The 24,926-nt window shown below is 70.5% G+C and carries 25 protein-coding genes and 1 pseudogene; 10 read left to right on the top strand and 16 right to left on the bottom strand.

The features are described 5' to 3' along the window. Positions 1 to 237 precede the first annotated feature (237 nt). The 3 genes from ACIPFH_RS11875 to ACIPFH_RS11865 all read left to right on the top strand — a co-directional run bounded on the left by ACIPFH_RS11875 (position 238) and on the right by ACIPFH_RS11865 (position 2,514). Positions 238 to 828 (top strand): TetR/AcrR family transcriptional regulator, encoded by a 591-nt coding sequence (locus ACIPFH_RS11875; RefSeq protein ID WP_401825339.1) that lies wholly within the window; start codon positions 238 to 240, stop codon positions 826 to 828. Positions 829 to 1,098: 270 nt separating this feature from the next. Next, a complete protein-coding gene (locus ACIPFH_RS11870) occupies positions 1,099 to 1,302 on the top strand; it encodes a transposase (RefSeq protein ID WP_401825338.1) in 204 nt (67 codons plus the stop codon). A 327-nt stretch (positions 1,303 to 1,629) separates the two neighbouring features. Beyond that, entirely contained in the window at positions 1,630 to 2,514 is an 885-nt protein-coding gene (locus tag ACIPFH_RS11865; RefSeq protein ID WP_401825336.1) for an alpha/beta fold hydrolase, read from the top strand. Positions 2,515 to 2,770: 256 nt separating this feature from the next. Here ACIPFH_RS11865 and ACIPFH_RS11860 read toward each other — a convergent pair whose 3' ends face one another. Beyond that, positions 2,771 to 3,343, bottom strand: coding sequence for a TetR/AcrR family transcriptional regulator (locus tag ACIPFH_RS11860; protein WP_401825334.1), 573 nt, complete (start codon positions 3,341 to 3,343; stop codon positions 2,771 to 2,773). A 370-nt stretch (positions 3,344 to 3,713) separates the two neighbouring features. Between ACIPFH_RS11860 and ACIPFH_RS11855 the strand changes: the two genes are divergently transcribed. Next, positions 3,714 to 4,187 (top strand): winged helix-turn-helix transcriptional regulator, encoded by a 474-nt coding sequence (locus ACIPFH_RS11855; RefSeq protein WP_401826820.1) that lies wholly within the window; start codon positions 3,714 to 3,716, stop codon positions 4,185 to 4,187. Between the two features lie 14 nt (positions 4,188 to 4,201). Here ACIPFH_RS11855 and ACIPFH_RS11850 read toward each other — a convergent pair. Next, positions 4,202 to 4,559, bottom strand: a pseudogene (locus ACIPFH_RS11850) (NADP-dependent oxidoreductase); the annotation flags it as partial. An 89-nt stretch (positions 4,560 to 4,648) separates the two neighbouring features. On the opposite strand from ACIPFH_RS11850, the gene ACIPFH_RS11845 reads away from it, so the two are divergent. Then, positions 4,649 to 5,083: a VOC family protein gene (locus tag ACIPFH_RS11845; protein WP_356260014.1), complete on the top strand. Its 435-nt coding sequence runs from the start codon at positions 4,649 to 4,651 to the stop codon at positions 5,081 to 5,083. A 320-nt stretch (positions 5,084 to 5,403) separates the two neighbouring features. Here the strand turns inward: ACIPFH_RS11845 and ACIPFH_RS11840 are convergent, their stop codons facing one another. Then, a complete protein-coding gene (locus ACIPFH_RS11840) occupies positions 5,404 to 6,438 on the bottom strand; it encodes a GlxA family transcriptional regulator (protein WP_401825333.1) in 1,035 nt (344 codons plus the stop codon). A gap of 131 nt (positions 6,439 to 6,569) precedes the next feature. Between ACIPFH_RS11840 and ACIPFH_RS11835 the strand changes: the two genes are divergently transcribed. Together ACIPFH_RS11835 and ACIPFH_RS11830 are read left to right on the top strand one after the other, a co-directional pair. After that, on the top strand, positions 6,570 to 7,454 hold the full coding sequence (locus ACIPFH_RS11835; RefSeq protein ID WP_401825331.1) for an NAD(P)-dependent oxidoreductase: 885 nt from the start codon (positions 6,570 to 6,572) through the stop codon (positions 7,452 to 7,454). Then, a complete protein-coding gene (locus tag ACIPFH_RS11830) occupies positions 7,451 to 7,609 on the top strand; it encodes a hypothetical protein (protein ID WP_401825329.1) in 159 nt (52 codons plus the stop codon). The genes ACIPFH_RS11835 and ACIPFH_RS11830 overlap by 4 nt, the downstream gene beginning before the upstream one ends. Positions 7,610 to 7,837: 228 nt before the next feature. On the opposite strand, the gene ACIPFH_RS11825 is transcribed toward ACIPFH_RS11830, so the two are convergent. Then, positions 7,838 to 8,917 carry an endonuclease/exonuclease/phosphatase family protein gene (locus tag ACIPFH_RS11825; protein WP_401826817.1) on the bottom strand — a complete coding sequence of 360 codons (1,080 nt, stop codon included), beginning with the start codon at positions 8,915 to 8,917 and terminating at the stop codon, positions 7,838 to 7,840. A 518-nt stretch (positions 8,918 to 9,435) separates the two neighbouring features. Between ACIPFH_RS11825 and ACIPFH_RS11820 the strand changes: the two genes are divergently transcribed. Both ACIPFH_RS11820 and ACIPFH_RS11815 read left to right on the top strand, forming a co-directional pair. Beyond that, positions 9,436 to 10,131, top strand: a complete 696-nt coding sequence (locus tag ACIPFH_RS11820; protein WP_401825327.1) for a response regulator transcription factor — start codon at positions 9,436 to 9,438, stop codon at positions 10,129 to 10,131. After that, positions 10,124 to 11,347 carry a sensor histidine kinase gene (locus ACIPFH_RS11815; RefSeq protein WP_401825325.1) on the top strand — a complete coding sequence of 408 codons (1,224 nt, stop codon included), beginning with the start codon at positions 10,124 to 10,126 and terminating at the stop codon, positions 11,345 to 11,347. The genes ACIPFH_RS11820 and ACIPFH_RS11815 overlap by 8 nt, the downstream gene beginning before the upstream one ends. Positions 11,348 to 11,525: 178 nt before the next feature. Here ACIPFH_RS11815 and ACIPFH_RS11810 read toward each other — a convergent pair whose 3' ends face one another. Continuing rightward, positions 11,526 to 11,906: an antibiotic biosynthesis monooxygenase family protein gene (locus ACIPFH_RS11810; RefSeq protein WP_401825324.1), complete on the bottom strand. Its 381-nt coding sequence runs from the start codon at positions 11,904 to 11,906 to the stop codon at positions 11,526 to 11,528. 641 nt (positions 11,907 to 12,547) lie between these two features. On the opposite strand from ACIPFH_RS11810, the gene ACIPFH_RS11805 reads away from it, so the two are divergent. Next, a complete protein-coding gene (locus ACIPFH_RS11805; protein WP_401825323.1) occupies positions 12,548 to 13,228 on the top strand; it encodes a phosphatase PAP2 family protein in 681 nt (226 codons plus the stop codon). Between the two features lie 7 nt (positions 13,229 to 13,235). On the opposite strand, the gene ACIPFH_RS11800 is transcribed toward ACIPFH_RS11805, so the two are convergent. The 11 genes from ACIPFH_RS11800 to ACIPFH_RS11750 form a co-directional block, all read right to left on the bottom strand. Beyond that, on the bottom strand, positions 13,236 to 14,594 hold the full coding sequence (locus ACIPFH_RS11800) for a glutamate-1-semialdehyde 2,1-aminomutase (RefSeq protein WP_401825321.1): 1,359 nt from the start codon (positions 14,592 to 14,594) through the stop codon (positions 13,236 to 13,238). Further along, positions 14,587 to 15,138, bottom strand: a complete 552-nt coding sequence (gene rfbC, locus ACIPFH_RS11795) for a dTDP-4-dehydrorhamnose 3,5-epimerase (RefSeq protein WP_401825319.1) — start codon at positions 15,136 to 15,138, stop codon at positions 14,587 to 14,589. Before rfbC ends, ACIPFH_RS11800 begins: the two co-directional genes overlap by 8 nt. Next, complete coding sequence (locus ACIPFH_RS11790) at positions 15,135 to 16,367, bottom strand: polysaccharide pyruvyl transferase family protein (protein WP_401825318.1); 1,233 nt, start codon at positions 16,365 to 16,367, stop codon at positions 15,135 to 15,137. Before ACIPFH_RS11790 ends, rfbC begins: the two co-directional genes overlap by 4 nt. Then, on the bottom strand, positions 16,364 to 17,311 hold the full coding sequence (locus ACIPFH_RS11785; RefSeq protein ID WP_401825316.1) for a glycosyltransferase family 2 protein: 948 nt from the start codon (positions 17,309 to 17,311) through the stop codon (positions 16,364 to 16,366). Before ACIPFH_RS11785 ends, ACIPFH_RS11790 begins: the two co-directional genes overlap by 4 nt. A gap of 61 nt (positions 17,312 to 17,372) precedes the next feature. Then, positions 17,373 to 18,644 carry a hypothetical protein gene (locus ACIPFH_RS11780; RefSeq protein WP_401826814.1) on the bottom strand — a complete coding sequence of 424 codons (1,272 nt, stop codon included), beginning with the start codon at positions 18,642 to 18,644 and terminating at the stop codon, positions 17,373 to 17,375. 5 nt (positions 18,645 to 18,649) lie between these two features. Beyond that, positions 18,650 to 19,924, bottom strand: coding sequence for a DUF4910 domain-containing protein (locus tag ACIPFH_RS11775; protein ID WP_401825314.1), 1,275 nt, complete (start codon positions 19,922 to 19,924; stop codon positions 18,650 to 18,652). Continuing rightward, positions 19,921 to 20,946, bottom strand: coding sequence for an SDR family oxidoreductase (locus ACIPFH_RS11770; RefSeq protein WP_359129500.1), 1,026 nt, complete (start codon positions 20,944 to 20,946; stop codon positions 19,921 to 19,923). The genes ACIPFH_RS11775 and ACIPFH_RS11770 overlap by 4 nt, the downstream gene beginning before the upstream one ends. 3 nt (positions 20,947 to 20,949) lie before the next feature. Continuing rightward, positions 20,950 to 21,597, bottom strand: coding sequence for a PIG-L deacetylase family protein (locus tag ACIPFH_RS11765; RefSeq protein WP_401825312.1), 648 nt, complete (start codon positions 21,595 to 21,597; stop codon positions 20,950 to 20,952). After that, positions 21,594 to 22,421, bottom strand: a complete 828-nt coding sequence (locus ACIPFH_RS11760) for a glucose-1-phosphate cytidylyltransferase (RefSeq protein ID WP_401825310.1) — start codon at positions 22,419 to 22,421, stop codon at positions 21,594 to 21,596. Before ACIPFH_RS11760 ends, ACIPFH_RS11765 begins: the two co-directional genes overlap by 4 nt. Next, positions 22,418 to 23,653 (bottom strand): class I SAM-dependent methyltransferase, encoded by a 1,236-nt coding sequence (locus ACIPFH_RS11755; RefSeq protein WP_401825308.1) that lies wholly within the window; start codon positions 23,651 to 23,653, stop codon positions 22,418 to 22,420. Before ACIPFH_RS11755 ends, ACIPFH_RS11760 begins: the two co-directional genes overlap by 4 nt. Then, the gene (locus tag ACIPFH_RS11750; protein WP_401825306.1) at positions 23,650 to 24,924 is read right to left on the bottom strand and encodes a glycosyltransferase; all 1,275 of its coding nucleotides are present in this window, start codon (positions 24,922 to 24,924) and stop codon (positions 23,650 to 23,652) included. The genes ACIPFH_RS11755 and ACIPFH_RS11750 overlap by 4 nt, the downstream gene beginning before the upstream one ends. Positions 24,925 to 24,926: the final 2 nt, after the last annotated feature.

Genomic DNA, 24,926 nt, shown 5'->3' with positions numbered 1-24,926 from the left:
GTGGTGACGGCCGACGCCATGAGCCTCGGCCCATGAGAGCGAGTTCGGACGCCGGGTCCGCTGTCTGCCCCCACTGAGGAAAGCCCGACGCCCGCCCGTCGTCCTGGCCGCAGAGGCCAACGGGCCACGAGGTTACCGACCGTCGCCACCGACCCTTCGGATTACGTTCGCAATACCATAGACTGGTGAAGTCGGTAAAGGGCAACCGGTCCTTCCGGTCGGCGAGGAGTGTGTGCTGTGGTGCGGTACGCAAAAGAGCACAAGTCGGAGACGAGGCGACGGATCATCGAGACGGCGGGCCGCCGGCTCAAGCAGGACGGGATCGACGGCTCCGGGGTCTCGACGCTCATGAAGGACGCGGGGCTGACGAATGGAGCCTTCTACGCTCACTTCGAGTCCAAGGACGACCTCGTCACCACGGCAATCGCCGAGCAGTTGAAGGCGCAGGCCGAGAATGTCGTCGCCCGGGCTGCGCCCGGCCGGGCCGGACTCGAGCAGATAGTGCGGGGGTACCTGTCGCCCCAGCACCGCGACAGCCTTGGCGACGGCTGTCCCAATGCCGCTCTGCTCGACGAGATCGGGCGCTGCACCGACACGACCAGGCAGGCCTACACCGACGGTGTGCTGGTTCTTGTCGAGGGCATCGCCGCCCGCATGGTGCCGGAGGCCCCGTCCTCCGCACGTGTGAAGGCGCTCAGCCTCCTCGGCCTGATGGCCGGGACGCTGCAGCTTTCCCGTGCCTTGACCGACAGTCGACTCGCCGATGAGCTCCTCGATCAGGGGATAGACAACGCCCTCGCCCTGCTCGATGCCGGGCAGCGCGTCTGACGCACCACATCGCCGGCCCCAGGCCGTGGCTCTCGGCGAAGTCCGACGCCGGCAGGTTCTCTCCCATCCGCGACCCGGCCGACGCCACCGGGTCTCAGCTCCTGCGCTGCCGAAGTCGGTGGAAGACCCCGGCTGCGGTTTTTCGCCGGAGCCAAGCTCTTGATCATCGCCGTCCTCGGCTGCCGCAGGCTGCCGAGGACGGCGCCTCCGTGCTCTCCCAAGTGATCAGCCGGCGGTTCGGTCCAGTGTGAGGGCCATAAGTAGTTCGTCGTGCTCACCGCCGAACAGGAGCGGTCGCGGCCCCTGCCCGCGACCGGCAGCGCGGTCGGCATCGACCTGGGCATAGCGAACTTCCTCGCCGACTCCAACGGCGAGTTCGTCCCCAGGCCGCGCCACGGGCACAAGGCCGCCGCCAAACTCGAGGCCGCCCGGGCTTCTGAGCGGCATTGCCTCGCGTCGTGGATGCCGGTGTGAGCGGCCCAGGCTCCCGCCAATTAAATTACGTTCATCATTCTAAGTCGTGGGTCGGCGAGCCCGCAAGAGGGGCCTTTCTCTCGCGCGTGCCATGCCCCGGGGTCGGGCGGGGTCGGGTGCGGCGGGAGCGGGGTGTGGCGCTGGTCGGCTGGTCCTGGTCGGCAATGGGGGCGTCATCGTGTGCCGCGCACCTCTTGCGGGCACTTGGAATTATGGTCATACTCTAATGGTCGGCGTGATGCTGAAGGACTCGGCCGAACAGGGTTCCGGCTCCTGCGGGCCTTTTGCCCTCGACCGAACTGATTGCAGCCGCAGTCCGCAAACCCCATGCAGAAGGGCACGGTCGTGAACGACGCACAAGGAGTACGAGGCGACGTGGTGACGTCGTACAGGAAGGCGCCCACCCGCACCCTCACCGCCGGGGGAGTGACCTTCGCCTACCGCGACCTCGGCCCGAAGGCCGGCGTCCCGGTGGTCTTCATCACCCACCTCGCCGCGGTCCTCGACAACTGGGACCCCCGGGTCGTCGACGGCATCGCCGCCAGGCGCCGCGTCATCACCTTCGACAACAGGGGCGTAGGCGCTTCCAGCGGCTCGACACCGAAGACCATCGAGGAAATGGCGAAGGACGCCGTCACCTTCATCCGGGGACTCGGGCTCGAGCAGGTCGACGTTCACGGCTTCTCGATGGGCGGCATGATCGCCCAGGTGATCGTGCAGGACGAACCGCAGCTCGTCCGCAAGCTGATCCTCACGGGCACCGGCCCCGCAGGCGGCGAGGGCATCAAGAACGTGAGCCGACTGTCCCATCTGGACACCGTCCGGGCCCTGTTCACCCTCCAGGACCCGAAGCAGTTCCTCTTCTTCACCCGCACCGCGGGCGGGCGCCGAGCCGGAAAGCAGTTCCTGGCCCGTCTCAAGGAGCGCACCCACGACCGGGACAAGGCGATCTCGCTCGCATCGTACTTCGCCCAGCTCAAGGCCATCCACCGCTGGGGCCTGGCGGAGCTCCAGGACCTCTCCGTCATCCATCAGCCCGTGCTCGTGGCCAATGGCGAGAGCGACAGGATGGTGCCGACGAAGAACTCGTTCGAACTGGCCCGGCGACTGCCGAACGCCGACCTGGTCGTCTACCCCGACGCCGGCCACGGAGGCATCTTCCAGTTCCACGAGCAGTTCGTGGCGGAAGCACTCGACTTCCTTGAGCGGTAGTGGGTGTCAGGGGCGGGCGGAGCGTGCGCTGGAGGCGTCGGAGGCTTCCGGGGTGGTCGACCACCGTCAGCCGGTGATGAGGCGAGGCAGCAGAAGCCGCGGAGGCCACTTCACGAGCCGCGAGTGGCCGCGAGTGGGCGTGCCCGGACGCGTGGAACGGTTGACGTACGGTTGACGCATCCGGGCTCGGCGCAGCGCACTCGCGCATCGCCCGGCGCGGGTCGAGCACCGCACTGTCGCGCCTCGGTCGTTCCTCTCAGTGCAGGAACGTCCGGGCGATCTCGATTCCCTGCTCGAGGACCTCGTCGGCGAACTTGCGGTCGGCGAGGGCGCGGGACAGTTGCAGCGTCCCCACCATCATGGTGAAGAGCCCGATGGCCCTGCCGCGAGCGGACTGCGGATCCGCAGGCGCCAGACGGGCGGCGATCTCGTCCAGGATGGCCGTCGCGCCCTCGGTGTACGCCTGCTTGGTGACGTCCGCGCAGCGGCCGATCTCGTCGAGCAGTGCGGCGGAGGGACATCCGGTGCCGGGCTGGTCACGGTGCTCGGGCGACAGATAGACGCGAACGAAGTCCTCGAGTCCCTGTCGGCCGGGCCGCAGCTCGTCGTACCTCTCCACCTGAGTGCGCAGTTCATCGGCGACAACGTGGGCGACGAGGTCGTCCTTGGAGGCGAAGTGGGCGTAGAAGGCGCCGTTGGTGAGCCCGGCGTCCGCCATCAGTGTCGAGATGCCCGAGCCGTCTATCCCGTCCTGCTTGAATCGGTGCCCGGCCTTGTCGATGATCCGTTGCCGCGTCACCTGCTTGTGCTCCCTGGCGTAGCGCGCCACAGGCTTCCTCCCGTCGCGATGTAAGGCCGTGGCCCTGCGGTCCGAGCCCGGCCGATGGCCTGACGCGCATAATATTACGATCATGGCCAATGGGATGGTCTGCGTCCATTGCGGGTTTCTCGGTGTCGAGGGCCGCACGGGTTGCCTCAATGGCTCAACGCGATCAGGACGGGTCGCGGTCCCGGCACTGTGCTCGGGTCGGTCCGGCGGATCGGCTCGCCGAGGACCCCGCGAGAGCTTTTGACGCTGCGCGTGTGCGGTCAGGTCGAGCGGCCGACGGTGACCCACGGCTGAGTATCTAAAAATGAACTCAAGCTCGGTTAGAATCGCTCCCATGGATGCGTGGACCGAAGTTCGTCAAGACACCGGCATGGACCCCCGACTCGACCGGGACACGTCCAACTGCTCGATAGCGCGGACTCTTGAGATCGTGGGCGAGAAGTGGACCATCCTCATCCTGCGTGAGGTGTTCTACGGCTCGTCCCGGTTCGGGGACTTCGAACGTGTCCTGGGCTGTCCTCGTAACCTTCTGGCGACGCGGCTTCGGATGCTGGTGGAGGAAGGGATCCTGGCGACCGAGACGTACAAGGAGCCCGGTTCGCGCAGTCGGCCGAAGTATGTGATCACTCCCAAGGGCATGGATCTGGTGCCCGCCGTGATGGGGCTCCTGCAGTGGGGTGACCGTTACCGCGCCGACCCTGAGGGGCCGGCGATGCTGGCGCGGCACCGCGAGTGCGGCGCGCACGTCGACCTCCAGATTCGCTGCGAACGAGGCCACCCGGTGCAGGCGAAGGACATCGAGAGCGTCCCAGGCCCCGCCTTTCGTATGAGGTCGCCCGAGTGAGCTGAGGAACTCGGCTTGACCTTCTCGGCCGAGCCCGCGCTGCCGATCACCCGTCCGGCGCCCTTCAGCTTCGCGATCTGACCGGCCACGGTGCCGACCGCGCCCGCCGCGCCGGACACGAAGACCGTGTCCCCCTCCTTGATCTTCGCGAACCGCTCGAGCCCGATGTACGCGGAGGCCGGTGACGCCGAGCACGCCCAGGTAGCCGGTGAGGGGCGCCAGATCCGGGTCCACCTTCTGGGCGGTCGCCGCGTCGACGACCGCGTGGTCGCGCCGGCCGAGCACGTGCACCACGTGGTCGCCGGGAGCGAAGCCCTCGGCGTTGGACGCCAGGACGCGGCCGACCGCGGGACCGTCCAGCGGCGCGCCCAGGTGAGGTCGCTCAAACAACCGCGTGCGCCAAGGCCCAGCCGGGGCAGGCCCGTTGAGACGACGAAAGAACCTGCCTCTACGATGGACCGATGGCGTCGATCAAGCAGGTCCAGATCACCTTCGACTGCGCAGAGCCTGAGCGCGTCGCTCGGTTCTGGTGCGAGGTGTTGGGGTACGTCGTACCGCAGCCACCGGAGGGGTTTGCCACTTGGGACGAATTCGATCGCTCACTGCCGCCCGAGCGTCAGGGTGCGGCGTTCGCGTGCATGGATCCCTCAGGGGTCGGCCCGCGACTGTTCTTCCAGCGCGTGCCCGAAGGCAAGGTCGTCAAGAATCGGGTGCATCTTGACGTGCGGGTCGGCACCGGGCTCGTGGGTGAAGAGCGCCTCGCGGCACTCGAGGCCGAGTGCGCCCGACTGATCCCGCTCGGCGCGGTACGCGGGCAACTACTGCTTGCCGATGGATTCAACGAGTCGTGCCTCCCGATGCAGGACATCGAGGGCAACGAGTTCTGTCTCGACTGAGTGGCGGCGAACGTGGCACCGTCGCGAGTCGACGCGTGCGTACGCCGTCCGGGCGGCTTCGTCACCGGGTCCGACCTCCCGTCCGGACAACGGGCTGGGCACCGGCGGTGAAGTCCCGCACGCCTGAGCGTTCTCCCCGGATTCCGACGATCGCCGGTATCCGCGCGACGGACCGCCCCACTCGGGCGCCGTAGTCCGCGGCCGCCACCTCTTCGACGTGATCGACGGACCGAGCGGTGGGACGACACCTCCGGCTACGGCGCCGGAGATGACGTGGGCGATCCGCGGAGCGCCCGCACCACCGCCTCCTGACCGCCCTCTCAGCCCTCGGTTGTGCTCTCGGACGGGGAGGGAGATGTGTCGGGCGTCTTGCGGGGGAAGGCCCGTCGGTAGTTGCCCGGCGACACCCCGATCTGTTTGAGGAAGTGGTGGCGCAGGTTGTTCGCCGTGCCAAGCCCGCTCAGCTCCCCGACCTTCTCGATGGGCAAGTCGGTCGACTCCAGCAGGCTTTGAGCCCGTCCCAGGCGCTGGTTGAGGAGCCACTGAAGTGGAGTTGTCCCCGTGGCTCCCTGGAGTCGCCGGTGGAAGGTCCGCGGGCTCATCGCTGCGCGCCGTGCCAGCTCCTCGACCGTCAGTGGCTGGTCCAGGTGTGTACGAGCCCAGTCCAGGACGGGTGCCAGGCTCGCGTCGTCGGTGGTGGGCACGGAGAGGTCGATGAACTGCGCCTGGCCGCCGGGCCGGTGCGCGGGCACCACCATCCGACGGGCCAGCTGGTTGGCGACGTGTGCACCCAGGTCACGGCGTACCAGGTGGAGGCAGAGGTCGAGTCCGGCGGTCAGCCCGGCGCTGGTGAGTACATCGCCGTCGTCCACGTACAGGACCGAGTCGTCGACCTGTACCTTCGGATAGCGTTCGGCCAGTTGAGCGGTATGCATCCAATGGGCGGTCGCGCGTCGTCCGTCGAGCAGGCCCGCCTCGGCGAGTGCGAAGGCGCCGGTGCACAAGGAGACCATGCGGGCGCCCGCGTCGTAGGCGTCGCGCAGGGCCGTGATCAGTTCCCGCGGCAGCGGTCTTCCCTCGTCGACGCAGGGGTCGGGCACCGAGGGGACGATGACCGTGACGGCGCCGACCAGGTCATCGAGTCCGTACCGGGTCCGCAGAGACAGCCCCGCTTCGGTGGGGGCGCTGTCCTGCTGAGGCCCGCCCGTACCGCACAGCCGCAGGTCGTACCAGGGGTCGGCCAGGTCAGGCTGCGGCTTCCCGAAGACGGTGCAGGGAATGCTCAACTCGTAAAGATCCCATGAGGGGACTCCGATGTCCTCGGTCACCACTACGGCGACGGAACCAGGATTCATGCCTCGAAGCGTATGGCAGGAATTTGGTGGTCGCCGTCACCGGTGTCACTGTTTCCAGCCGCCGTGCACTGCGATCTTGGCCCTTACGTGATCACCCGCCGCAGGCGGACGTACAGGGAGTTGTGGAAAAAATGCATTCTGATCGCCCGGCGGTAACCGTCATGGGACTGGGCTCGATGGGCTCAGCGCTGGCCACCGTGCTGCTGGAACGGGGCCACGCGACCACCGTGTGGAATCGCTCTGCGCACAAGGCCCGGTCGCTGGTCGACCGGGGTGCCCGCCTCGCCGCGACACCCGAGGAGGCGTTGGCGGCAAGCCCCCTGACCATCGCCTGCGTACTGGACTACGAGGCGCTGCACGCCGTCCTCGACCCCGTCGCCGGCTCCGTCGCGGGCAAGGTCCTGATCAACCTCACCTCCGGTTCCCCGGAGCAGGCCCACCAGGCCGCCGCCTGGGCCCGATCGCATGCCGCCGACTACCTCGACGGCGCGATCATGACCACCCCGCCGGGGGTCGGCAGTCCCGAGATGATGTTCCTCTACAGCGGTTCGGATGCCGCCTTCCAGACCCACTGCCCGACCTTGTCGTCCCTGGGCGACCCCCTGTACCTGGGCGCCGACCCGGGCCTGGCCTCCCTGTACGACGCCGCCCTGCTCGGCCTGATGTGGTCCACCATGACCGGCTGGCTGCACGGCACCGCGCTGGTCGGCGCCGAGAAGACACCGGCCACGGCCTTCACCCCCGTCGCGATCCGCTGGCTGACCGCCGTGGCCGGCTTTCTGACCACCTACGCGCCCCAGGTGGACGCCGGCCGTTACCCGGGTGACGACGCCACCGTCGACGTGCAGATCGCTGCCATCGACCATCTCATCCACGCCGCGGCGGCCCGTGGCATCGACAACGCCCTGCCCGAACTCCTGAAGTCCGCCATGGAACGGACCAAGGCCGCAGGCCACGGCTCCGACAGCTACGCGAGTGTGATCGAGGTCCTGAAGAACCCGGCGGACGACAAATGACCGTGACACCAGCGCTGGAGCACCCGGTGCCTGACCAGGTCGCCCATCGGGCGCTGACGCCGTCGAGCCACGTGGCGTCGACGCTGGACGGCCCGGTGTTCCGTGCCGTGGCGGACGCGTGCGGCGGGGCCGAGACGCGGTGGGGCGGGCGTTGAGGCAGGTGGACTGACAGGACGAGCCGCAGCCGTCACCGGTGTCGTTCAGCAGCGCGCCCGGGACGGCTGCGGACGTGGCGCTCTCGGCGTTGGGTCGGGTCCGACCCCGTCTCGGCCGAAGGGAGGGTCGCCGCTTCAGCGCGGTGCCGCCGTTCGGCCGACGAAGCCGGGACGGCGGCCGTGACAAGTGCCGTCTGCAGTAGGTGGAGCGCCGGCTCTGTGCGGTGTTCACCAGCTGATTCCGGCCGCCACCGGCAGATGGTCACTGCCCGTGGCCGGCAGCGACCAGGAGCTCTCCGGCTTCACGCCGCGGACCAGGATCTGGTCGATCCGCACCACCGGGAACTTTGCCGGCCAGCTGAAGCCGAAGCCATTGCCGGCCGCGTCCTGGGCCGAGCGCAGCCGCGAGGTGATGTCGGCGAACGCGCGGTCGTCCATGGTGCCGTTCAGGTCGCCGAGCAGTACCACTCGCTCGTTCTGCTCGGCGGCGAGGGCCCTGCCGAGCGCCTGCGCGCCTCTGTCCCGCGACTCCGTCCAGAAGCCCCTCCTGGGGTTCACCCGTGCGGAACCGAGGTGAGCCACGTACACCGCCAGCGGACCCTGGTCCGTGGCCACCGTCGTGCGCAGCGCCCGGTTGTAGGCCATCTTGACCTCGACCGGCTTGGTGTCCGCCAGCGGCCCGTAGTCCATCTCGGTGTCGACCGGCTGGGTGTCCGACAGCGGGAGCTTGCTCCACAGCCCGACCGTGCCCTGCACCGTGTGGTACGGGTACGCCCTCGCCAGTTCCTTCTCGTACAACGGCTTGGCCTGCGGGGTGACCTCCTCCAGGGCCAGCACGTCCGCGCCGGAGGCGGCCAGGTCGCGGGCGGTGCCGACCGGGTCGGAGTTGTCGGCGCCGACGTTGTGGCTGGCGACGGTGAGGTCGCTGCCCGGGTGGGACTTGTCGATCAGCAGCCCGCCGAAGAGGCTCAGCCACACCAGGACCGGCAGCAGCAGCGCGGCCACCGCGGAGGCGGAGCGGCGCCACAGCGCCCCGGCCAGCAGCACCGGGATGAACAGGCCGAACCACGGCAGGACGGTCTCCGCCAGGCTGCCGAGGTTTCCGATCCGGTTGGGGATCTTCGCGTGCAGCAGCATGAGCAGACCCAGCAGCAGCGCCAGCGCCGCGAGTACCAGGCCGCGCTTCCAGGGCCCCGGCCGTGAGACGACGCGGATCGCCCGGCGGATGCCCGCGCGCCGGGAACCCGGGCCCGCACCCCGGGGGCCGGAGCCGCCCTGCCCGGTCTCCGCCGTGTCCACCCGCGTCATCGTCCGTCCGCGCTCACTGCCGGTCACCGCCGCACCCCTGGATCCTGGGTGGGGTCGGCATGCACACGCGGGCCACCGCGATCGATCGCACGGGTGCGCAGGTCGTACGGCCGGGGGGCGTTCCTGAAGATGTGGCACAGCCCGTACTCGGCGACATGCTTGGACGGCCACGCCGTCGCATCGGAGTGCCAGATGCCAAGCTGACGCCGGAACCCGGGGAGCGCCGGCCGCTGTTGACGTAGAACTCGGTTCCGTATTCCGCGACGTCCGTCGCACCCTGTCGGAGGGGCCCTGAGCAGATCTGGATCGAGTAATTCGGCGACTGGTGGCCAAAGGCCGCGGTGATCGCCGCGATGACGACTATCGGGCCGATGGCAAGGAGCCGGTGAATCCGGCGGGTCGTTGTTCGTGCTGCTGGTGTGATTGGCCATGCCGCCAGTCAAGGCAACGCGGTGTTGCCGGCCCGTATGCGGTTTTCGATACGCCGACGATATGGGCCGGCTCGTAGCATCGACAGCATGCGCGTGTTGATCGTCGAGGACGAACCCTACCTGGCAGAAGCCATCCGCGATGGCCTACGCCTGGAAGCGATCGCGGCCGACCTCGCGGGTGACGGCGACACCGCTCTGGAACTGCTGAGCATCAACGCCTACGACATCGCCGTCCTCGACCGCGACATTCCCGGACCGTCCGGTGACGAGATCGCCAAACGCATCGTCGCCTCCGGCAGCGGCATGCCGATCCTCATGCTCACCGCGGCCGACCGTCTCGACGACAAGGCCTCCGGGTTCGAACTCGGCGCCGACGACTACCTCACGAAACCCTTTGAACTCCGAGAGCTCGCGCTCAGGCTCAGAGCGCTCGACCGCAGACGTGCCCACAACCGGCCGCCCGTGCGGGAGATCGCGGGCCTTCGGCTGGACCCGTTCCGCAGAGAGGTCTACCGGGACGGCCGCTACGTGGCGCTGACCAGGAAGCAGTTCGCTGTGCTAGAAGTCCTCGTCGCTGCCGAAGGCGGTGTCGTCAGCGCCGAAGAACTCCTGGAGCGGGCGTGGGACGAGAACGCCGACCCGTTCACCAACGCGGTGCGCATCACCGTGTCGGCACTGCGCAAGCGCCTCGGCGAACCGTGGGTCATCGCCACCGTGCCAGGCGTCGGTTACCGCATCGGCACGCAACCGGAGGCCGGACACGAGGGAGGTGAGCGTGGATAGAGCACGTGGGCTGAGCGTTCGGCTCAAACTCACCCTCAGCTACGCCGCGTTCCTCATGCTTGCCGGCGTCCTGCTGCTCGCGGCGGTATGGGTGTTCCTCCTGCGTTACGTCCCGGACCGTGCGCTCATCGTCCCCGGCTCCACTGACACGCTCACGGGTGGCGTCTTTCCCGTCCGGTCCAACCTCCTGCACGTTTTCGCTCCGAGGGCAGCCGCGGTGTTGGCGTTCCTGCTGTTGTTCGGCCTCGTGGGAGGGTGGATCCTCGCTGGCCGGATGCTCGCCCCGCTGACCCGCATCACGGGCGCCACACGCATGGCCACGAACGGAACGCTCTCCCACCGAATCCGGCTGCCGGGCCGCGAGGACGAGTTCCGCGAACTCGCCGACGCCTTCGACACGATGCTCGCACGGCTCGAAGCACACGTAGCCGAACAGCAGAGATTCGCAGCCAACGCCTCTCACGAGTTGCGCACGCCGCTGGCGATCTCGAAGGCGCTCATCGACGTGGCCCGCACCGATCCGCACCACGACGCCGGCGAAGTCATCGACCGCCTCCACGCCGTCAACACCCGAGCGATCAACCTCACTGAAGCTCTGCTCCTCCTCAGCCGCGCCAACCAGGGGTCCTTCGCCCGAGAACCCCTCGACCTGACCCTGCTTGTGGAAGAGGCCACCGAAACACTTCTTCCCCTCGCGGAAAAGCGCGGCGTCACCATCGAGACCTCCGGCGACATCACGCCCACGATCGGATCGCAAGCGCTCCTGCTGCAGCTGATCGCGAACCTCCTGCACAACGCGATCGTCCACAACCTGCCCCGACAGGGCACCGTGTGGGTCAATACCGGCGTCCGCCCCCAGACTGTGATGCTCACTGTAGAGAACACCGGCGAGAAGCTCACTCCAGAGCTGGCCTCGACACTCACCGAACCATTCCAGCGCGGCAGCGAGCGCGTACACGCCGACCATGCGGGCGTCGGCCTCGGCCTGGCAATCGTCAAGACCATCACCCACGCACACGACGGAACACTCACCCTCACCCCGCGCACTGCCGGCGGGATCCGCATCACTGTGCAACTACCCGCAACCGGGCCGCGATGCGAGGAGTGCGGGGCCCAGTTCGATGCCCGGAGCACCGGGCGCCCGGCACGTTACTGCGGCGCGTACTGCGGCGCGATTTGTCGACAGCGGGCCCACGGCCGCCGTCTCGGACGATGAATCCGTGCTTCAACCGGCGACGTCGCTGGATACGTCGTGACGGATCAGCACGCCGACGAGCACAACGAAGAGCCGGCGAACCTGTGCGGTCAGAACACTGGATCGGGCTCGCCCGGTACGCGCCGACCCGTTCCACGCGAGCTTGTGACGGGACGGTCGCCGAGGTGACTTCTGTTGGTCACCCTGCTGTCGGGCTCTGCGCGGCCTGCGCTCGCGTGAACCCGTGGCTGCGCTCGACTTTCGCCACATGCAGCGTGTAGCTCTGGTACCACTCTTCCTGCCCGCGCTTCTGCGCCGCGCGGTGCTCGGCGTTGCACCGCCACTCCGTGAGGGCGTCGGCGTCGCGGAAGTACCCGACGGTGATGGACAGCCCGCCAGGACTCTGCGCGTGGTCCATCCCCAGGAACCCAGGAACGTCCTTCACCAGGACTTCCATGCGTGCGTTGGTCTCGCTGTAGCCGCTCTGGTCCTGGGTTCGCACCGCAGTGAAGACGGCCACGTAGTAAGGGGGTTCATAGGCCTCGACGGGTGCGACAGACGCTTCCGCGTGATTGCTCATGACGCCACCGTAAGGCGGGATGCGCCCAACGATCCAGCGTCTTTCCCGGATGGGACGCATAAGGGATCGGGCTGCCGGTTGGCCCGCCCGGGGCAGCATGCGCAGTTCAGAAAGGACCAGTCTCCCGCGCCGGGGACCGACCGGTACGCGGACGCCGATCGCTTCTCCAGTGACCTGGACGGCACCAACTTCACCCAGCCCACCCGGGGAAAGCCGCGACCGCTCCCGCGCCCACACCGGGGACGCCGAAAGCCAAGCAGCCGACCGTGGTGTCCTCCACGACGCGTCACGATCGCGGTTTCGCGGACGCTCCGTGGCTTCGGCACGGACAGGCGATCCGGAAGCAGAATTCGTGGAGCGCTGGGACGCGGACTTTCCGAAGGCGGTTGCCGCGACCGCATTGTTGGTTAGGGTGGCAAGTCGGCCCGGCCCGGTTCGCGCTTGACGTGTTTGCAGTCTTGCTCGGTCCAGCCGCGCACAGCCCGTGCGATGTGACGATTCCGGCCAGGTCGGCGGGCGCCGGCGGGCAGTTCTCGGGGCGCGGCATCGCGGTAGCGGCGGCTGACATGGCGCCGGCCCTGACGGGAAGGGAAGGTGCTTCGCATCTGCCGGACGGTCTGCGCAGACAAGAAGGTGGGCCTGTGACCGGCCGGTCGGGGCCCGCGGTCCTGCCCGCGTCGCTGCGCGGGTGGCTCGGGCTGATTGCGTCCCTCGCCGCGCTGGTGGTCGTCGTGCTCGGGATCCTGTACGCCGACGACAGCGAGCCCGGCATGGTGGACACGCGGATCGGGGCGGCCGTGTACGGCGTGGGGCCGCCGTGGCGGCACGTCGCTCAGGCCACGGACTTCCTGGGGGAGCCCGTGGGAGCGGCGACGCTGGTCGCGGCCACCGTGACAGGCTGCCTGCTGCTTCGGCGACCTCGCGCGGCGGTGCTCGTCGTCGCCGGCGTCGGCATGGCCGTGGTGACGGCGACGCTGCTCAAGTCCCTGGTGGGGCGCACCATCCACGACGGGAACCTGTCCTACCCGAGCGGGCACACCGCCTTCCTCACCGCGCTCGCCCTCGTGGTGGCGCTGCTCGCGACCGGCCGGCTCGGCCTCGGCAGGACGGCCGGCACGTCACTCGTGCTCGCCGCGGCGCTGGTCGCCGGCGCCGCCATGGGCTGGGCCCAGGTCGCCCTGGGCGCGCACTACCCGACCGACGTCCTCGGCGGCTGGTGCACCGCGCTGGCGGTGATACCGGCGACCGCGTGGCTGGTCGACCGGACGGCCGACCGGCTGGCCGACCGGACGGCCGACGCCGGTCGACCGGAGCGAGGCTGACGTCAGGTCACGCCAAGCGGCGGAACACGGGCTTCACCGGCCGTCCGGCCAGCCAGGGGGTGGGGTCACCGGCGTCCAGTGCCTTGCGGTACACCGCACATGCCTGGGCCACCACGTCGACGGTGTGATCGATGTCGGCGTCGTCGAGCGCGCTGCTCACCACGAACGACGGGGCCAGCACCCCGCCCGCGAGGAGCCGGCGCAGGAACAGCGTGCGGTACTGCTGGGATGGCTGCCCGTTCTCGTCGAGGGTGGCGTAGACCAGGTTGCTTGCCCGGCCCCGGACGACGAGGTGGTCGCCGACGCCCATGCCGGCCGCGGCGTCACGGACACCGGCGGCCAACCGCTCGCCGAGGGCGTGCAGCCGCGCGGTGACGCCTTCCTCCACATAGGTGGTCTGCACGGCCATCGCGGCTGCCAGCGAGTGCGTCTCCGCACCGTGGGTGGTGGACAGCAGGAACACCCGGTCGCCGGCGTGGCGCAGTCCGCCCCGCTCCATCAGTTCGCGGCGCCCGGCCAGCGCGGAGACGGCGAACCCGTTACCCAGCGCCTTGCCGAACGTGGAGAGGTCGGGGACGACGCCGTACAGGCCCTGGGCGCCCGCCTCGGACCAGCGGAAGCCGGTGATCATCTCATCGAAGATCAGTACGCAGCCGTGCCGGTCGGCCAGCTCGCGCAGGCCGACGAGGTACCCGGGCGGCGGCTCGCTGTGGCCGGCGGGTTCGAGGATCAGGCAGGCGACCTCGTCCCGGTGCCGGGTGAGCAGCTCCTCCGTGGCGGCCAGGTCCCCGTAGGGGAACGACACGGTGAGTTCGGTGGTCGCCGCCGGAATGCCGGCGGACATCGGCGTGGTGCCGATGAACCAGTCGTCGGTGGAGAAGAACGGGTGGTCGCCGCAGATGGCCACCCGCGGGCGCCCGGTGACGGCCCGGGCGAGGCGCACCGCGGCGGTGGTGACGTCGGAGCCGTTCTTCGCGAACTTCACCATCTCGGCCGTCGGCACCGTGGCCAGGAAACGCTCCGCGGCCTCGACTTCGACGATGGACGGCCGGACGAAGTTGCTGCCGCGGTCGATTTCCCGCCGGACCGCCTCGATCACGCGTGGGTGGGCGTGGCCGAGGCTGACCGACCGCAGGCCGGAGCCGTACTCGACATAGCGGTTGCCGTCGATGTCCCACACATGGGCACCGTGGCCGTGGCTGATGACCGGGGCCAGGTTCTCGGGGTACTGGTCGTCGCCCTTGGCGTAGGTGTGCGCGCCGCCGGGGATCATGGCGTGCAGCCGCTCGTTCGCCGCCCGCGACCGGGGCAGGAGGAACTCTTCGGTCTCTCGGGTCTCTTCGGTGTCCACGCCGACCTCACTCATCTCTTTGCTGCAGGACCTCGGCGAGGCTCGGCGCCTCCCGGTCCCGCTTGGACATCGATGTGGCCGGCAGCGGCCAGGGAATGGCGAGCTCCGGGTCGTCGAAGGCGATCGTCACGTCCTCGGCCGGATCGTGCGGGCGGTCGATCCGGTACGAGGTGTCGGCCGTTTCGGTCAGCGCCTGGAAACCGTGCGCGCACCCCGCCGGGATGTACAGGGTCGCCTGCGTCTCGTCCGACAGCTCGAAGAAGGCCCGGTTGCGGTAGGTCGGCGAGTCCGTCCGCAGGTCCACGACGACGTCGAAGATCCTCCCGTACGAGCACCGCACCAGCTTGGCCTCGCCGGCGCCGGAGCGCAGGTGCAGGCCGCGCAGTACGCCCCGGACCGAGCGGGACAGGCTGTCCTGGACGAAGGCGTCCGGGTCGAGGCCCACCGACCGGACCACGTCGGCGTCGAAGGTGCGGCAGAAGAAGCCGCGCTCGTCGGCGTAGGGCGTCGGCTCGAACAGGTACGCGCCGGCGATCGCCGGGACTCGGGTCGCTTTCATGGAGCCTCTCGCAGGGCGTGGGCGTGGTCGGTTGCCGGGAACAGGGCCGTGGTCAAGGCGGTGAACTGGTGCTGGAGGCGCTGGGCGGCGGCCAGGTTCCGCTCCGTGAGGGTCCGCCGCAGTTCCGCCGACCGCTTCTCCAGCTCCCGGAACTGCTCGAGCAGCCGGTCGGTGTCGACCTCGCGAGCCGGATGGCAGTACGCGGCAAGGCCCATCTGGGCCATGAGCGCGTCGCTCTTCGCCGCATAGCTGAGTGCGAGCGTCGGCGTGCCGACCTTCAGCGCGCAGATCAGGTTGTGGTACCGGGTCGCCACCACGGTGTCGGCGGCCGCCATTTCCTTCATCAGCTCGGCCAGCGAGGCGGCCTCGGCAGCGGTGACCAGGGGCGAGTCCACCGCGTCGAGGATCGCGGCGACCACCGGCGCGTCGCACTCGTCGCCGGTGAGCAGCCGGACCGGCCTGCCGTCCTCGACCAGCGCGCGGACGAACCGGATCGTCCCGTCGAGGTAGCGTCGGTGGATCTCCTCGGCCCGGGCGCGGTCGTCGTTGCCGCCGTGGAAGTCCATGACGCCGACGCAGACCGGGCCCGGCGGGGTCGAGGGCGCGCTCGCCTGCGGCGTCGGCAGGGCGAAGGCGAGGTCCGGATATACCTCGTCGCGCGCGGTGTCCACGCCCATCGCCCGCATCGCGTCGCGGGACAGGGCGTCCCGGTACGACCGGTAGGCGGCCAGCCGCGCCGACCAGCGCACCAGGGTCCGGGTCGGCCGGTCGCCGATCGCGGCGGCGCCCACGCCGACCAGCGCGACCCGGGTGCCGAACAGCCGGCCGGTCGCGCAGAGCAGGAACAGCGAGTAGGGGAAGCCCCACGGCCGCAGCGGCAGCGTGGCCTCCAGGACGCCCATGCCCGGCACGATCACCACGTCGTGCCGGCGCACCCAGGCAGCGGTGCGAAAGACGTCGACGAGTTTGCCCAGGCCCTTCGACGCGATCGCGCCCGCACGCGACGCGGTCCGGTACTCCCCGCGGTACCAGTGCAGCCGCGTCGCGGGGATCCCGTACCGGGCCGCGACGACCTCGGGTCCGCCGCACAGCGCATCCACGATCGCCTCCGGATGCGCGGCGCGGAGGTACCCCAGCACGGCCTCGAGCGACCCGTCGTTGCCGAGGTTGCCGGAGCCGAGCAGGCCGAACACCCCGACGCGCACCGGGGTTTCGTCCGCGGACGTCATGCCTGCCTCCCCTCACGTCCGGCGACGAGGGCGTCGACGGAGACGGTGAGCCCGCCCGGGTCGACCGGGGCGCGGTCCTCGACCCGCTCGCCGGCGCCCGGCCGGACCCGGCTGGTCATCCACGCGGCCAGGTGGCGGAAGCACGCGCGCCGGTCGGCCGGGGACAACGGCGCCCGCCGGATCGCCGAGGCGAAGCCCCAGACGTACTCGGCGAGCAGCCGGGGCGTCGGGTGCAGCGGGCCCGCCCGGCGCGGGTCCAGGTTGACGCACCGGGAGCGCTTGGAGGGGTTGGCCCGCTCTGCGCGGGTGGGGTGGTCGCGGCGGAAGTACAGCAGTTCCGGGACCTGGTGGAAGGGCCCGTGCAGGGTGATCTCGGCGACGAACGTGCGGTCCGCGTGGTGGTAGCTGTCGTGCGGCTTCACCCGGCGCAGCATGTCGGCGCGCATCACCCCGTAGAAGTCGTCGCCACCGGGCTCGAACAGCAGGCTGCGGAAGCGCTCGGGCGCGTGCGGTGAGTCGGTGGCGAGACCGTACTCGTACGGGACCTTCACCTGGCCGTCGCCGTCGATGACCGCCTGGCCGCTGTGCGCGAGGATCACGTCCGGCCGCTCGTCCAGCGCCTCAACGCAGCGTTTCAGCAGGTCCCGGGCGTACAGGTCGTCATGTGAGGCCCACTTGAACAGCTCGCCGCGGCACTCGGTGAACACGTGGTTGTGGTTCGGCGCGGCGCCGATGTTCCGGGGCAGCCGGAGGTACCGGATGCGCGAGTCCTTCGCGGCGTAGCGGCGGCAGAGGTCCTGGGTCCCGTCGGTCGAGGCGTTGTCGGAGACGACCAGCTCGAAGTCCTCGTAGGTCTGGCCGAGCAGGGCGTCGAGCGACTCGGCCAGGTACTCCTCGCCGTTGTACACGGGCAGGCCGATGCTCAGCCTGGGTTGCGCGGTCATGAGGTCCTCACTTCGGGGATGGGGTGGGGGGTGCCGGGCGTCGCGACGCCGCGGAGATCCATCAGGCACCCCCTCGGTGGCGCTCGCGCAGGGCGGACCGCAGCTGCAGCCACCACACGGCCGAGCTGCAGACGGTGGCGGCGGCGACGCCCCAGGCCGAGCCGACCGTGCCGGCCACGGCCGCCCCGCCGAGTCCGCCGCCGACGTAACAGGACGAGGCGAACAGCTGGCTGCGCAGGCTGCGCCGGGCCGCGCCCAGTGCGCGCAGCCCGGCCGCCGCGCCGGTGCCGAGGCCGGCGCCCGCGACGCCGAGCGTGGCCGGCACGATGAGCTCCGAGGCTGAGCTCCAGACGTCGCCGAGCACGAACTCGCCGGCCCCGTCCGGCACCAGCAGCAGCGCCGCGCCCCAGAACAGCGCGGCGACGGCCTGCCCGGCACCGAGCAGGAGGCAGAACTTGGCCAGCCGGTGCGGGGCCCGCCGCAGCACCCGTGCCGCCTCCGCGACGGTCACCAGCGAAAGACCCATCAGCACGGCGAGGAAAGGGCCGAGCAGCAGCTCCGCGCCCCGGACCGCACCCACCGCGCCGACCCCGACGATCGCGCCGAGCCCGTACGCCCGCAGCTGGCTCGCGCCGCTGACGCCGACGTTCTCGACCAGGTACCGGTAGCTGAGATCGCGCTGCTCGCGCAGCCACTCGCGCGCCCCGGTCATCCGGGGCCGGATGCCGGACTGGAGGCAGCCGTACACCGCGGCCACCGCGGCGGACACGCCCCACGCGAGGACGAAAGCGGCCACGCTGCCCACGCGGGCCGCCACGACCATGGCCGGGACGAGCGCGACGCCCCACACGAGGTCGTTGACGAACGCCTTCCGCCCGTTGCCGGCGGCGAAGAACGAGTACCGCCAGGCGTCCTGCAGCAGCAGCCCCGGCAACATGACGCCGAGGCAGGCGAACGCGGGCCCCACGCCGCCGCCGAGGGCAAGGCCGACCACGAGACACGCCGCGCCGATGGCGACGCCGACGTTGAGCGCGGTACCCGACGACCGGGCCACCGCCCCGCGCCAGGACGCGTCCGAGACGCCGCTGAAACGCACCACGAGCGGGTCGGTGGCCAGCCCGCGGGAGACGCTCAGCACCACGCCGTAGGTCACCCAGGCGAGGCCGAACACACCGAACGCGGTCACGCCCAGCGAGCGGGCCACGTAGATCCCCACCGCGAAGTTGGTCATGCTGGAGGCCGCCTGGTCGGCCAGCCCCCAGGACAGCCGGCCGACGATGGCCCGCCGGGCGGATCCGGCCGGCGTCGTCGTCTTCGCCCCCTCGGTGGTCATCGGCGTCATGCCTTGATCAGCCCGGCGCCGTGCAGGGCGTCGGCCGCGACGGCGACGGCGTCGAACGGCAGCCCGGATCGTTCGGCGACGTCCAGCAGACTGTGCTCGCCGTCGGAGAGGTTGAGCACCCAGAGCATGGCCATCTGGGCCTGCTTGGTGTCGCTGCGGCCGCCGAGCGCGTCGTACAGCCCACGCCGGCCCAGCTGTGGCTCGCCGTAGGGGCTGAGGTTGACGTACTGCCGGTTGCGGTCGAGGACGGCGAATGCCTCGCGGCAGACGGCGAGCGTGTCGGCCATCGCCTCCGGGGAGACGAAGTCCAGGTTGTCCGCCGAGGTGTGGTACTCGGGGTAGCCGGCGTACGGCGTCCGGCTGAGCGAGCCCACGCCGAGGTCGAATCCGGGTGAGCAGAACTGCCGCTCGTCGTAGCCGTACGGAGTGAACTCGGTGATGTGGTGCGGGCGTTCGGAGGCTGCCAGCACGTGCCGCATCACCCGGTCGATCTCCGCGTCGCCGCGCCTGCTCTGCTTGTACGTCAGCCGACCCTGGTCGCCGGCGCAGGCCAGCACAAGGCCGTGCTTGACCCGTTCCACCCGCTCCGCGTTGCGGGCCAGCCAGGTGATCGCCCCGATGGTGCCGGGCGCGAATATGAACCGGTAGGTGTAGTACGGCGTCCGCTCGGCCAGCGCCCGGGCCAGGAACGTCGCCACCGCGATGCCGGCCAGGTTGTCGTTGGCCAGCGACGGGTGGCAGACATGGCACGAGACGATCACCTCGTCGGGGACCTGCCCGGGGACCACGTGCTCGGCGTAGGTGAGGTGGCCGTCCGCCAGCGTGGAGTCGATGCGCACCTCGTAGTCGCCGTCCGGCAGCGCGTCCAAGGTGTCCTGGGCGAGGCAGAACCCCCATTCCGGCTTGTAGTAGCTGGTGCGGTACGGCACCCAGGCCGGGTGCTCCGGCAGGGTGTGCAGGTGCGCGCGAAGCTCTTCCAGCGGCATGGTCGCCGACACCGGCACGCTGTAGCCGAGCACGTGCAGGCTGGACGCGGCGAAGTCGACGACCCGGTGGCCGGCGGTGTCGGCGACATACGCGTCCCGGATGTTCCACTCCTGCGGCACCGTCCAGTCGAGTACCTGAGTCCCGGTCGGCACCTCGTGCCTCTGCAGCGGGATGTACTCGCCGACGATCTCCAGGGTGGCGCGCACCCCGTCGCCGGTGATGCTCCGGCACAGCGGGTACAACCGCTCCACCAGCGCGTGCATCTCCTCGCCGGGTGTGGTCATCGGCGCCACCGCAGGGTGTCGTCGACGGCGCCGGCGTCGGACGCCGCGCGCAGCACGGCCAGCCGGGTGAAGCGTCGCTCGAAGTCCTCCCGGGTCAGCCCGTGTTCCCGGTAGGCGTCGGCGAGTTCGAGCGCACCCTGCTTCACCGTCCACTCGCAGTCGAAGCCGGGTATCGCGGCCCGGATCCGGGAGAAGTCCACCCGGTACGACCGCGGATCGGCACCGTTCTCCCCGGTGATCACCACCTTCGCGCCGGACACCGCCTCGGCGACCTGATCGGCGATCTCGGCGACCGTGACGTTGTTGATCTCGCTGCCGATGTTGAAGGCCCGGTCGTGCACCGCTTCCCGCGGCGCGGTCAGCGCGGCCGCGAAGGCCCGTGCGATGTCGGCGGCATGCACCAGCGGCCGCCAGGGGGTGCCGTCGGAGAGCACAAGGACCTCGCCGGACAGGAGCGCGTGGCCCACCAGGTTGTTCAGCACGATGTCGGCGCGCAGCCGGGGTGAGAAGCCGAAGGCGGTGGCGTTGCGCATGAACACCGGACTGAAGTCGCCGTCGGACAGCGCGTGCAGGTCGTCCTCCACCCGGACCTTCGACTCCGCGTACGGCGTCACCGGGCGCAGCGGGGCGTCCTCGCCCACCAGGTCGTCACCGCCGGCGGCGCCGTACACCGAGCAGGTCGACGCGTACAGGAAGCGCCGCACGCCGGCGTCGCGGGCCAGCCGGGCCAGGCGTACGGACGCGTGGTGGTTGATGTCGTAGGTCAGCTCCGGCGCCAGCGATCCCAGCGGGTCGTTGGACAGGGCGGCCAGGTGGATCACGGCGTCCACCCCGGCCACGTGTTCGGCCGTGACGTCGCGCAGGTCCACCCGCGGCCCCGGCGGGTCCGCGGGCTGCGGGCCCAGCACACAGTCGGCGAACAGGCCGGCGTCAAGACCGACGACCTCGTGCCCGGCGGCCGCGAGTACCGGAGCCATCACGGTGCCCAGGTAGCCCTGATGTCCGGTCAGTAGTACGCGCAAGGTTCATTCCCCCAGGTCGAGAGTGAGTTTGGTGACGGCGAACGCCTCGGCGTAGCGCGCGTGGCATTCGATGCCGCGGATCCGGGCCAGCCCGAGGAAGGCCTCCCGGTCGTACCAGGGCCGGTGCCGCTGCGAGGGGTAGTGCTCCTGCAGCAGCCGCACCTTCTGTTCGGCGATCTCCGGCGACAGCGGCTGGTAAGCCGTCGGGCGGCCGAGATCGCCGTCCCACTTGACGATCTCGTAGCCGAGCACGAGGTGGTCACGGAACGCGGTGGGTATCAGCTTCGCCAGGCCGCGGTGATCCTGGTGCGCGTCCTCGGTGCGCGGGGCCAGCACGAGATCCGGCTCGGTCTGCGCGCGCAGTTCCTCGACCGCCGCCTTGGCCTCCTCCCAGTGCGCGGGCAGCCTGCCGTCCGGCAGCTTGTGCACGGTCAGCCGCAGGTCGGCGCCCGGGCAGAAGGCGGCGAGCGCGGCCTGCTCCTCCTGCTCCCGCTCGCTGCCACCGCCGGAGAGCACCAGCGCGTCGACGCGGACACCCGGCCGCGCGAGGCACAGCGTCAGCAGCGTGCCGCCGGCGCCGATGGCGATGTCGTCGCAGTGCGCGCCCACCGCGACGATCCGGTCCGGGCGCCCGGCCCCGAGCCGGATCACGCCCTCGCTCCGGAGCCGTTCCTGCCGCCGGTCGCGCTCGCCCCCGCGCCGTCCCGTTCCCACACGGCCCACGGGCGGTCGCCCCGGGCGTAGGCGTCGTCGAGCGCGGCCCGCTCCTTCACGGTGTCGGTCGGCTTCCAGAAGCCGCGGTGCTGGTGCGCCACCAGCCGTCCCCGCTTGGCCAGTTGGGAGCACCCGTCGGCGACCAGGTCCCCGCCCTCCGGGATGTGGTCGAAGACCTCCTGGCGGAGCACGAAGTACCCGCCGTTCTCCCACAGGGGCAGTTCGCTCACCGCGGTGATGCCCCCCACCAGGCCGTCCTCGCCCAGGTCCACGCAGTGGAACGAGGACTGCGGCGGCACCACCATCATCGACGCACCGGCGTCGCGCCGGGCGAACCGGTCGATCATCTCCGGCAGCGGGGCATCGGTGAGCACGTCGGCGTAGTTGGCGAGGAACATCTCGTCGCCGTCCAGGTGGTGCCGCACCCGGCGCAGCCGCTCCCCGATCGGTGACTCGATGCCGGTCTGCGCGAACGTGATCGTCCAGGAGGCGATGTCGGTGGACAGCAGCTCGGTCTGCCCCTTGCGCAGCACGAAGTCGTTGGACGTCGTCTCCTCGTAGTTGAGGAAGAAGTTCTTGATGTGGTGTGCCCCGTACCCGAGGCACAGGATGAACTCCGTGTGCCCGAAGTACGCGTAGTAGCGCATGACGTGCCAGATCAGCGGCCGTGGGCCGACCATCGCCATCGGCTTGGGCACGTCGTCGGAGGCTCCGTTGCGCATCCGCAGCCCGTAGCCGCCGCAGAACAGTACGACCTTCATGCCTTGACCTCGACAATGCTCAGTTCCGGTATGGGAAAGACCAGTCGGCCGCCCCAGGCGTGCACGAAGGACAGCTGCTCGACCAGTTCGGCCCGCAGGTTCCACGGCAGGACGAGGACGTAGTCCGGCTCGTCGGCGGCAATCTGCTCGGGCGACAGGATCGGGATGCGGGTGCCCGGGGTGAACCTGCCGTGCTTGTAGGGGTTGCGGTCGACCGTGTAGGGGAGCAGGTCGGGCCGGATGCCACAGTGGTTGAGCAGGGTGTTGCCCTTGCCCGGGGCGCCGTAGCCGACGACCGTCTCGCCGCGCTCGGCCGCCTCGATGAGGAACCGCAGCAGATCCCGGCGCACCTTGGCCACCCGAGCGGAGAACTCGGTGTACCCGGACAGCTCCTGCAGCCCGGCGGCCTTCTCCCGGGCCAGCACGTCGGCCACCCGCCCGGTCGGCTCGCCGGCCACCTCGGCCGGCCGGGCCCACAGCCGGATGGAGCCGCCGTGCGTGGGCAGCAACTCGACGTCCACGAGCGTGAGTCCGCCGCTCGCCAGCGCCCGGGCGGCGGACGCGACCGTGTAGTACTGGAAGTGCTCGTGGTAGATCGTGTCGTACTGGTTCTCCTCGATCAGGGTCAGCAGGTGCTGCACCTCGATGGAGACCCAGCCGTCGTCGGCGACCAGGGCGCGCAGCCCCTGGGTGAACCCGACCACGTCGGGGATGTGCGCGTACACGTTGTTGGCCACGACCAGGTCCGCCGGGCCGTGCTCGGCGCGGACGTCGGCGCCGGTGGCCGGGTCCAGGAAGTCCGTGCGTGTGGGCACACCCGCGTCCCGCGCCGCGGCGCCGACGTTCACCGAGGGCTCGATGCCCAGGCAGCGGATCCCGCGGTCCACCACATGCCGCAGCAGGTACCCGTCGTTGCTCGCGACCTCGACCACGAAGGCGTCGGTGCCGAGATCCAGCCGCCGCACCGCGTCGGCGACGAACGTGCGCGCGTGCTCCACCCACGAGGTCGAGTAGGAGGAGAAGTACGCGTACTCCTTGAACGTCTCCTCCGGCGTGATCAGCGGAGGGATCTGGGCGAGCCAGCAGTCGGTGCAGACCCGCAGGTGCAGCGGGTACGCCGGCTCCGGCTGGTCCAGTTGGTCCGCGGCGAGAAAGCTCTCACACGGCGGAGTCGCCCCGAGATCGACGACGCTCACCAGCGCCGCCGAGCCGCAGAGTCGGCATCGTGTCATTGACTGCCCCCATCCCGCTCGCGCGAGTGCCCCCGCCGCGAGCCAGTGCTTTTGTCCCCTACCGGCGGCGGGCTGTCCCCGCCACCGGACCGACCCGCGATCGCGGTGCGGTACTCGTCCATCAGGCGCTCCAGCCCGACGGCCGGGCTGAAGTCCCGCTCGTAACGGCGCCGGGCCGCCTGGCCCATCTCCCGGTTGCGGCCCGGCTCGGCCGTGATCCGGCGCAGGCAGGACGCGAGCGAGGCGCGCTCGCCCGGCCGGTGCAGCAGCCCGGTCTTCCCCTCCTCGACGAGTTCGACGAAGGCGCCGTGACCGGCGGCGACGACCGGGACTCCCGCCGCCATCGCCTCCACGACCACCAGGCCGAACGCCTCGAGCCAGGTGGAGGGAGCCACCACGGCGACCGACCGCGCGATGGCCTGCCCGCATTCCGCCGAGTCGTACAGGCCGACGTACCGCACGTCGTCCCGGCCCGCCGCCCAGGCGGCCACCTCTCGTTCCAGTGGCCCCGCGCCGGCGATCACGAGCGGCACGCCCACACCGCCGTCAGCGGCGATCTCGTCCCACGCGTCCATGAGCAGCCGCACGCCCTTGGCCTCCGCGAGCCGGCCGAGATAGAGCAGATGCTCGCCGGCGCCCGATCGGCAGGCGCCCGGGTCGGGCACGAAGTTGTGCTTCACCGCCAGCCGCTCGGGCGGCATCCCCGAGCGCACCAGCACGTCGCGCTGCGCCGCGGAGATGCAGAAGAACCGCTCCACGCCGGACCACCATCGCCGCCGGTTGACCGACAGGCTGACCGCGAGCGGCACCGTCGCCAGCCGGGAGTTCCGGTAGCAGCCGTGCCGGACCGCGGGCAGCGGCGCGGACCCGACGCACTCGGTGCACGGCCGGCCGTCCCGCTGCAACGTGCCGGGCGGGCAGACCTGGGTGTAGTTGTGCAGCGTGGCGACGGCGGGCACGCCGACGTCGGCGCAGGCGGCCAGCACGGCCGGCGACAGGAGCGGGAAGACGTTGTGGACGTGCACCACGTCCGGCCGGTCGGCCCGAAGCCGGGCGGCGAGCTCCGCGCGGACCGCCGGATTCCACGGCACCAGCAGCGCTACCGCGGCCTTGCCCAGCGGGGACCGGGCGGCGATGTCGTCGCTGCGCCGCTCGAACACCTCGACCCGGTGCCCGGCTCCGCGCAGCAGCGCCACCTCCTGGTCGACCACCTTGTTCTCCCCGCTCGGCTGCGCCGAGGCGTAGCGGTTGTGCACCACGAGTACGTGCATGC

Source organism: Streptomyces sp. NPDC088157, from assembly GCF_044741545.1.
Classification (GTDB): Bacteria; Actinomycetota; Actinomycetes; order Streptomycetales; family Streptomycetaceae; genus Streptomyces.
This window is presented reverse-complemented; position numbering and strand designations above follow the sequence as displayed.

Excerpts from the sequence above, each read along its gene's own strand:
- ACIPFH_RS11865 (WP_401825336.1), top strand. The coding sequence starts at position 1,630 with ATGCAGAAGGGCACGGTCGTGAACGACGCACAAGGAGTACGAGGCGAC.
- ACIPFH_RS11855 (WP_401826820.1), top strand. The coding sequence starts at position 3,714 with ATGGACCCCCGACTCGACCGGGACACGTCCAACTGCTCGATAGCGCGG.
- ACIPFH_RS11845 (WP_356260014.1), top strand. The coding sequence starts at position 4,649 with ATGGCGTCGATCAAGCAGGTCCAGATCACCTTCGACTGCGCAGAGCCT.
- ACIPFH_RS11840 (WP_401825333.1), bottom strand. The coding sequence starts at position 6,438 with ATGAATCCTGGTTCCGTCGCCGTAGTGGTGACCGAGGACATCGGAGTC.
- ACIPFH_RS11835 (WP_401825331.1), top strand. The coding sequence starts at position 6,570 with ATGCATTCTGATCGCCCGGCGGTAACCGTCATGGGACTGGGCTCGATG.
- ACIPFH_RS11830 (WP_401825329.1), top strand. The coding sequence starts at position 7,451 with ATGACCGTGACACCAGCGCTGGAGCACCCGGTGCCTGACCAGGTCGCC.
- ACIPFH_RS11825 (WP_401826817.1), bottom strand. The coding sequence starts at position 8,917 with ATGACGCGGGTGGACACGGCGGAGACCGGGCAGGGCGGCTCCGGCCCC.
- ACIPFH_RS11820 (WP_401825327.1), top strand. The coding sequence starts at position 9,436 with ATGCGCGTGTTGATCGTCGAGGACGAACCCTACCTGGCAGAAGCCATC.
- ACIPFH_RS11810 (WP_401825324.1), bottom strand. The coding sequence starts at position 11,906 with ATGAGCAATCACGCGGAAGCGTCTGTCGCACCCGTCGAGGCCTATGAA.
- ACIPFH_RS11800 (WP_401825321.1), bottom strand. The coding sequence starts at position 14,594 with ATGAGTGAGGTCGGCGTGGACACCGAAGAGACCCGAGAGACCGAAGAG.
- rfbC (WP_401825319.1), bottom strand. The coding sequence starts at position 15,138 with ATGAAAGCGACCCGAGTCCCGGCGATCGCCGGCGCGTACCTGTTCGAG.
- ACIPFH_RS11790 (WP_401825318.1), bottom strand. The coding sequence starts at position 16,367 with ATGACGTCCGCGGACGAAACCCCGGTGCGCGTCGGGGTGTTCGGCCTG.
- ACIPFH_RS11785 (WP_401825316.1), bottom strand. The coding sequence starts at position 17,311 with ATGACCGCGCAACCCAGGCTGAGCATCGGCCTGCCCGTGTACAACGGC.
- ACIPFH_RS11780 (WP_401826814.1), bottom strand. The coding sequence starts at position 18,644 with ATGACCACCGAGGGGGCGAAGACGACGACGCCGGCCGGATCCGCCCGG.
- ACIPFH_RS11775 (WP_401825314.1), bottom strand. The coding sequence starts at position 19,924 with ATGACCACACCCGGCGAGGAGATGCACGCGCTGGTGGAGCGGTTGTAC.
- ACIPFH_RS11760 (WP_401825310.1), bottom strand. The coding sequence starts at position 22,421 with ATGAAGGTCGTACTGTTCTGCGGCGGCTACGGGCTGCGGATGCGCAAC.
- ACIPFH_RS11755 (WP_401825308.1), bottom strand. The coding sequence starts at position 23,653 with ATGACACGATGCCGACTCTGCGGCTCGGCGGCGCTGGTGAGCGTCGTC.
- ACIPFH_RS11750 (WP_401825306.1), bottom strand. The coding sequence starts at position 24,924 with ATGCACGTACTCGTGGTGCACAACCGCTACGCCTCGGCGCAGCCGAGC.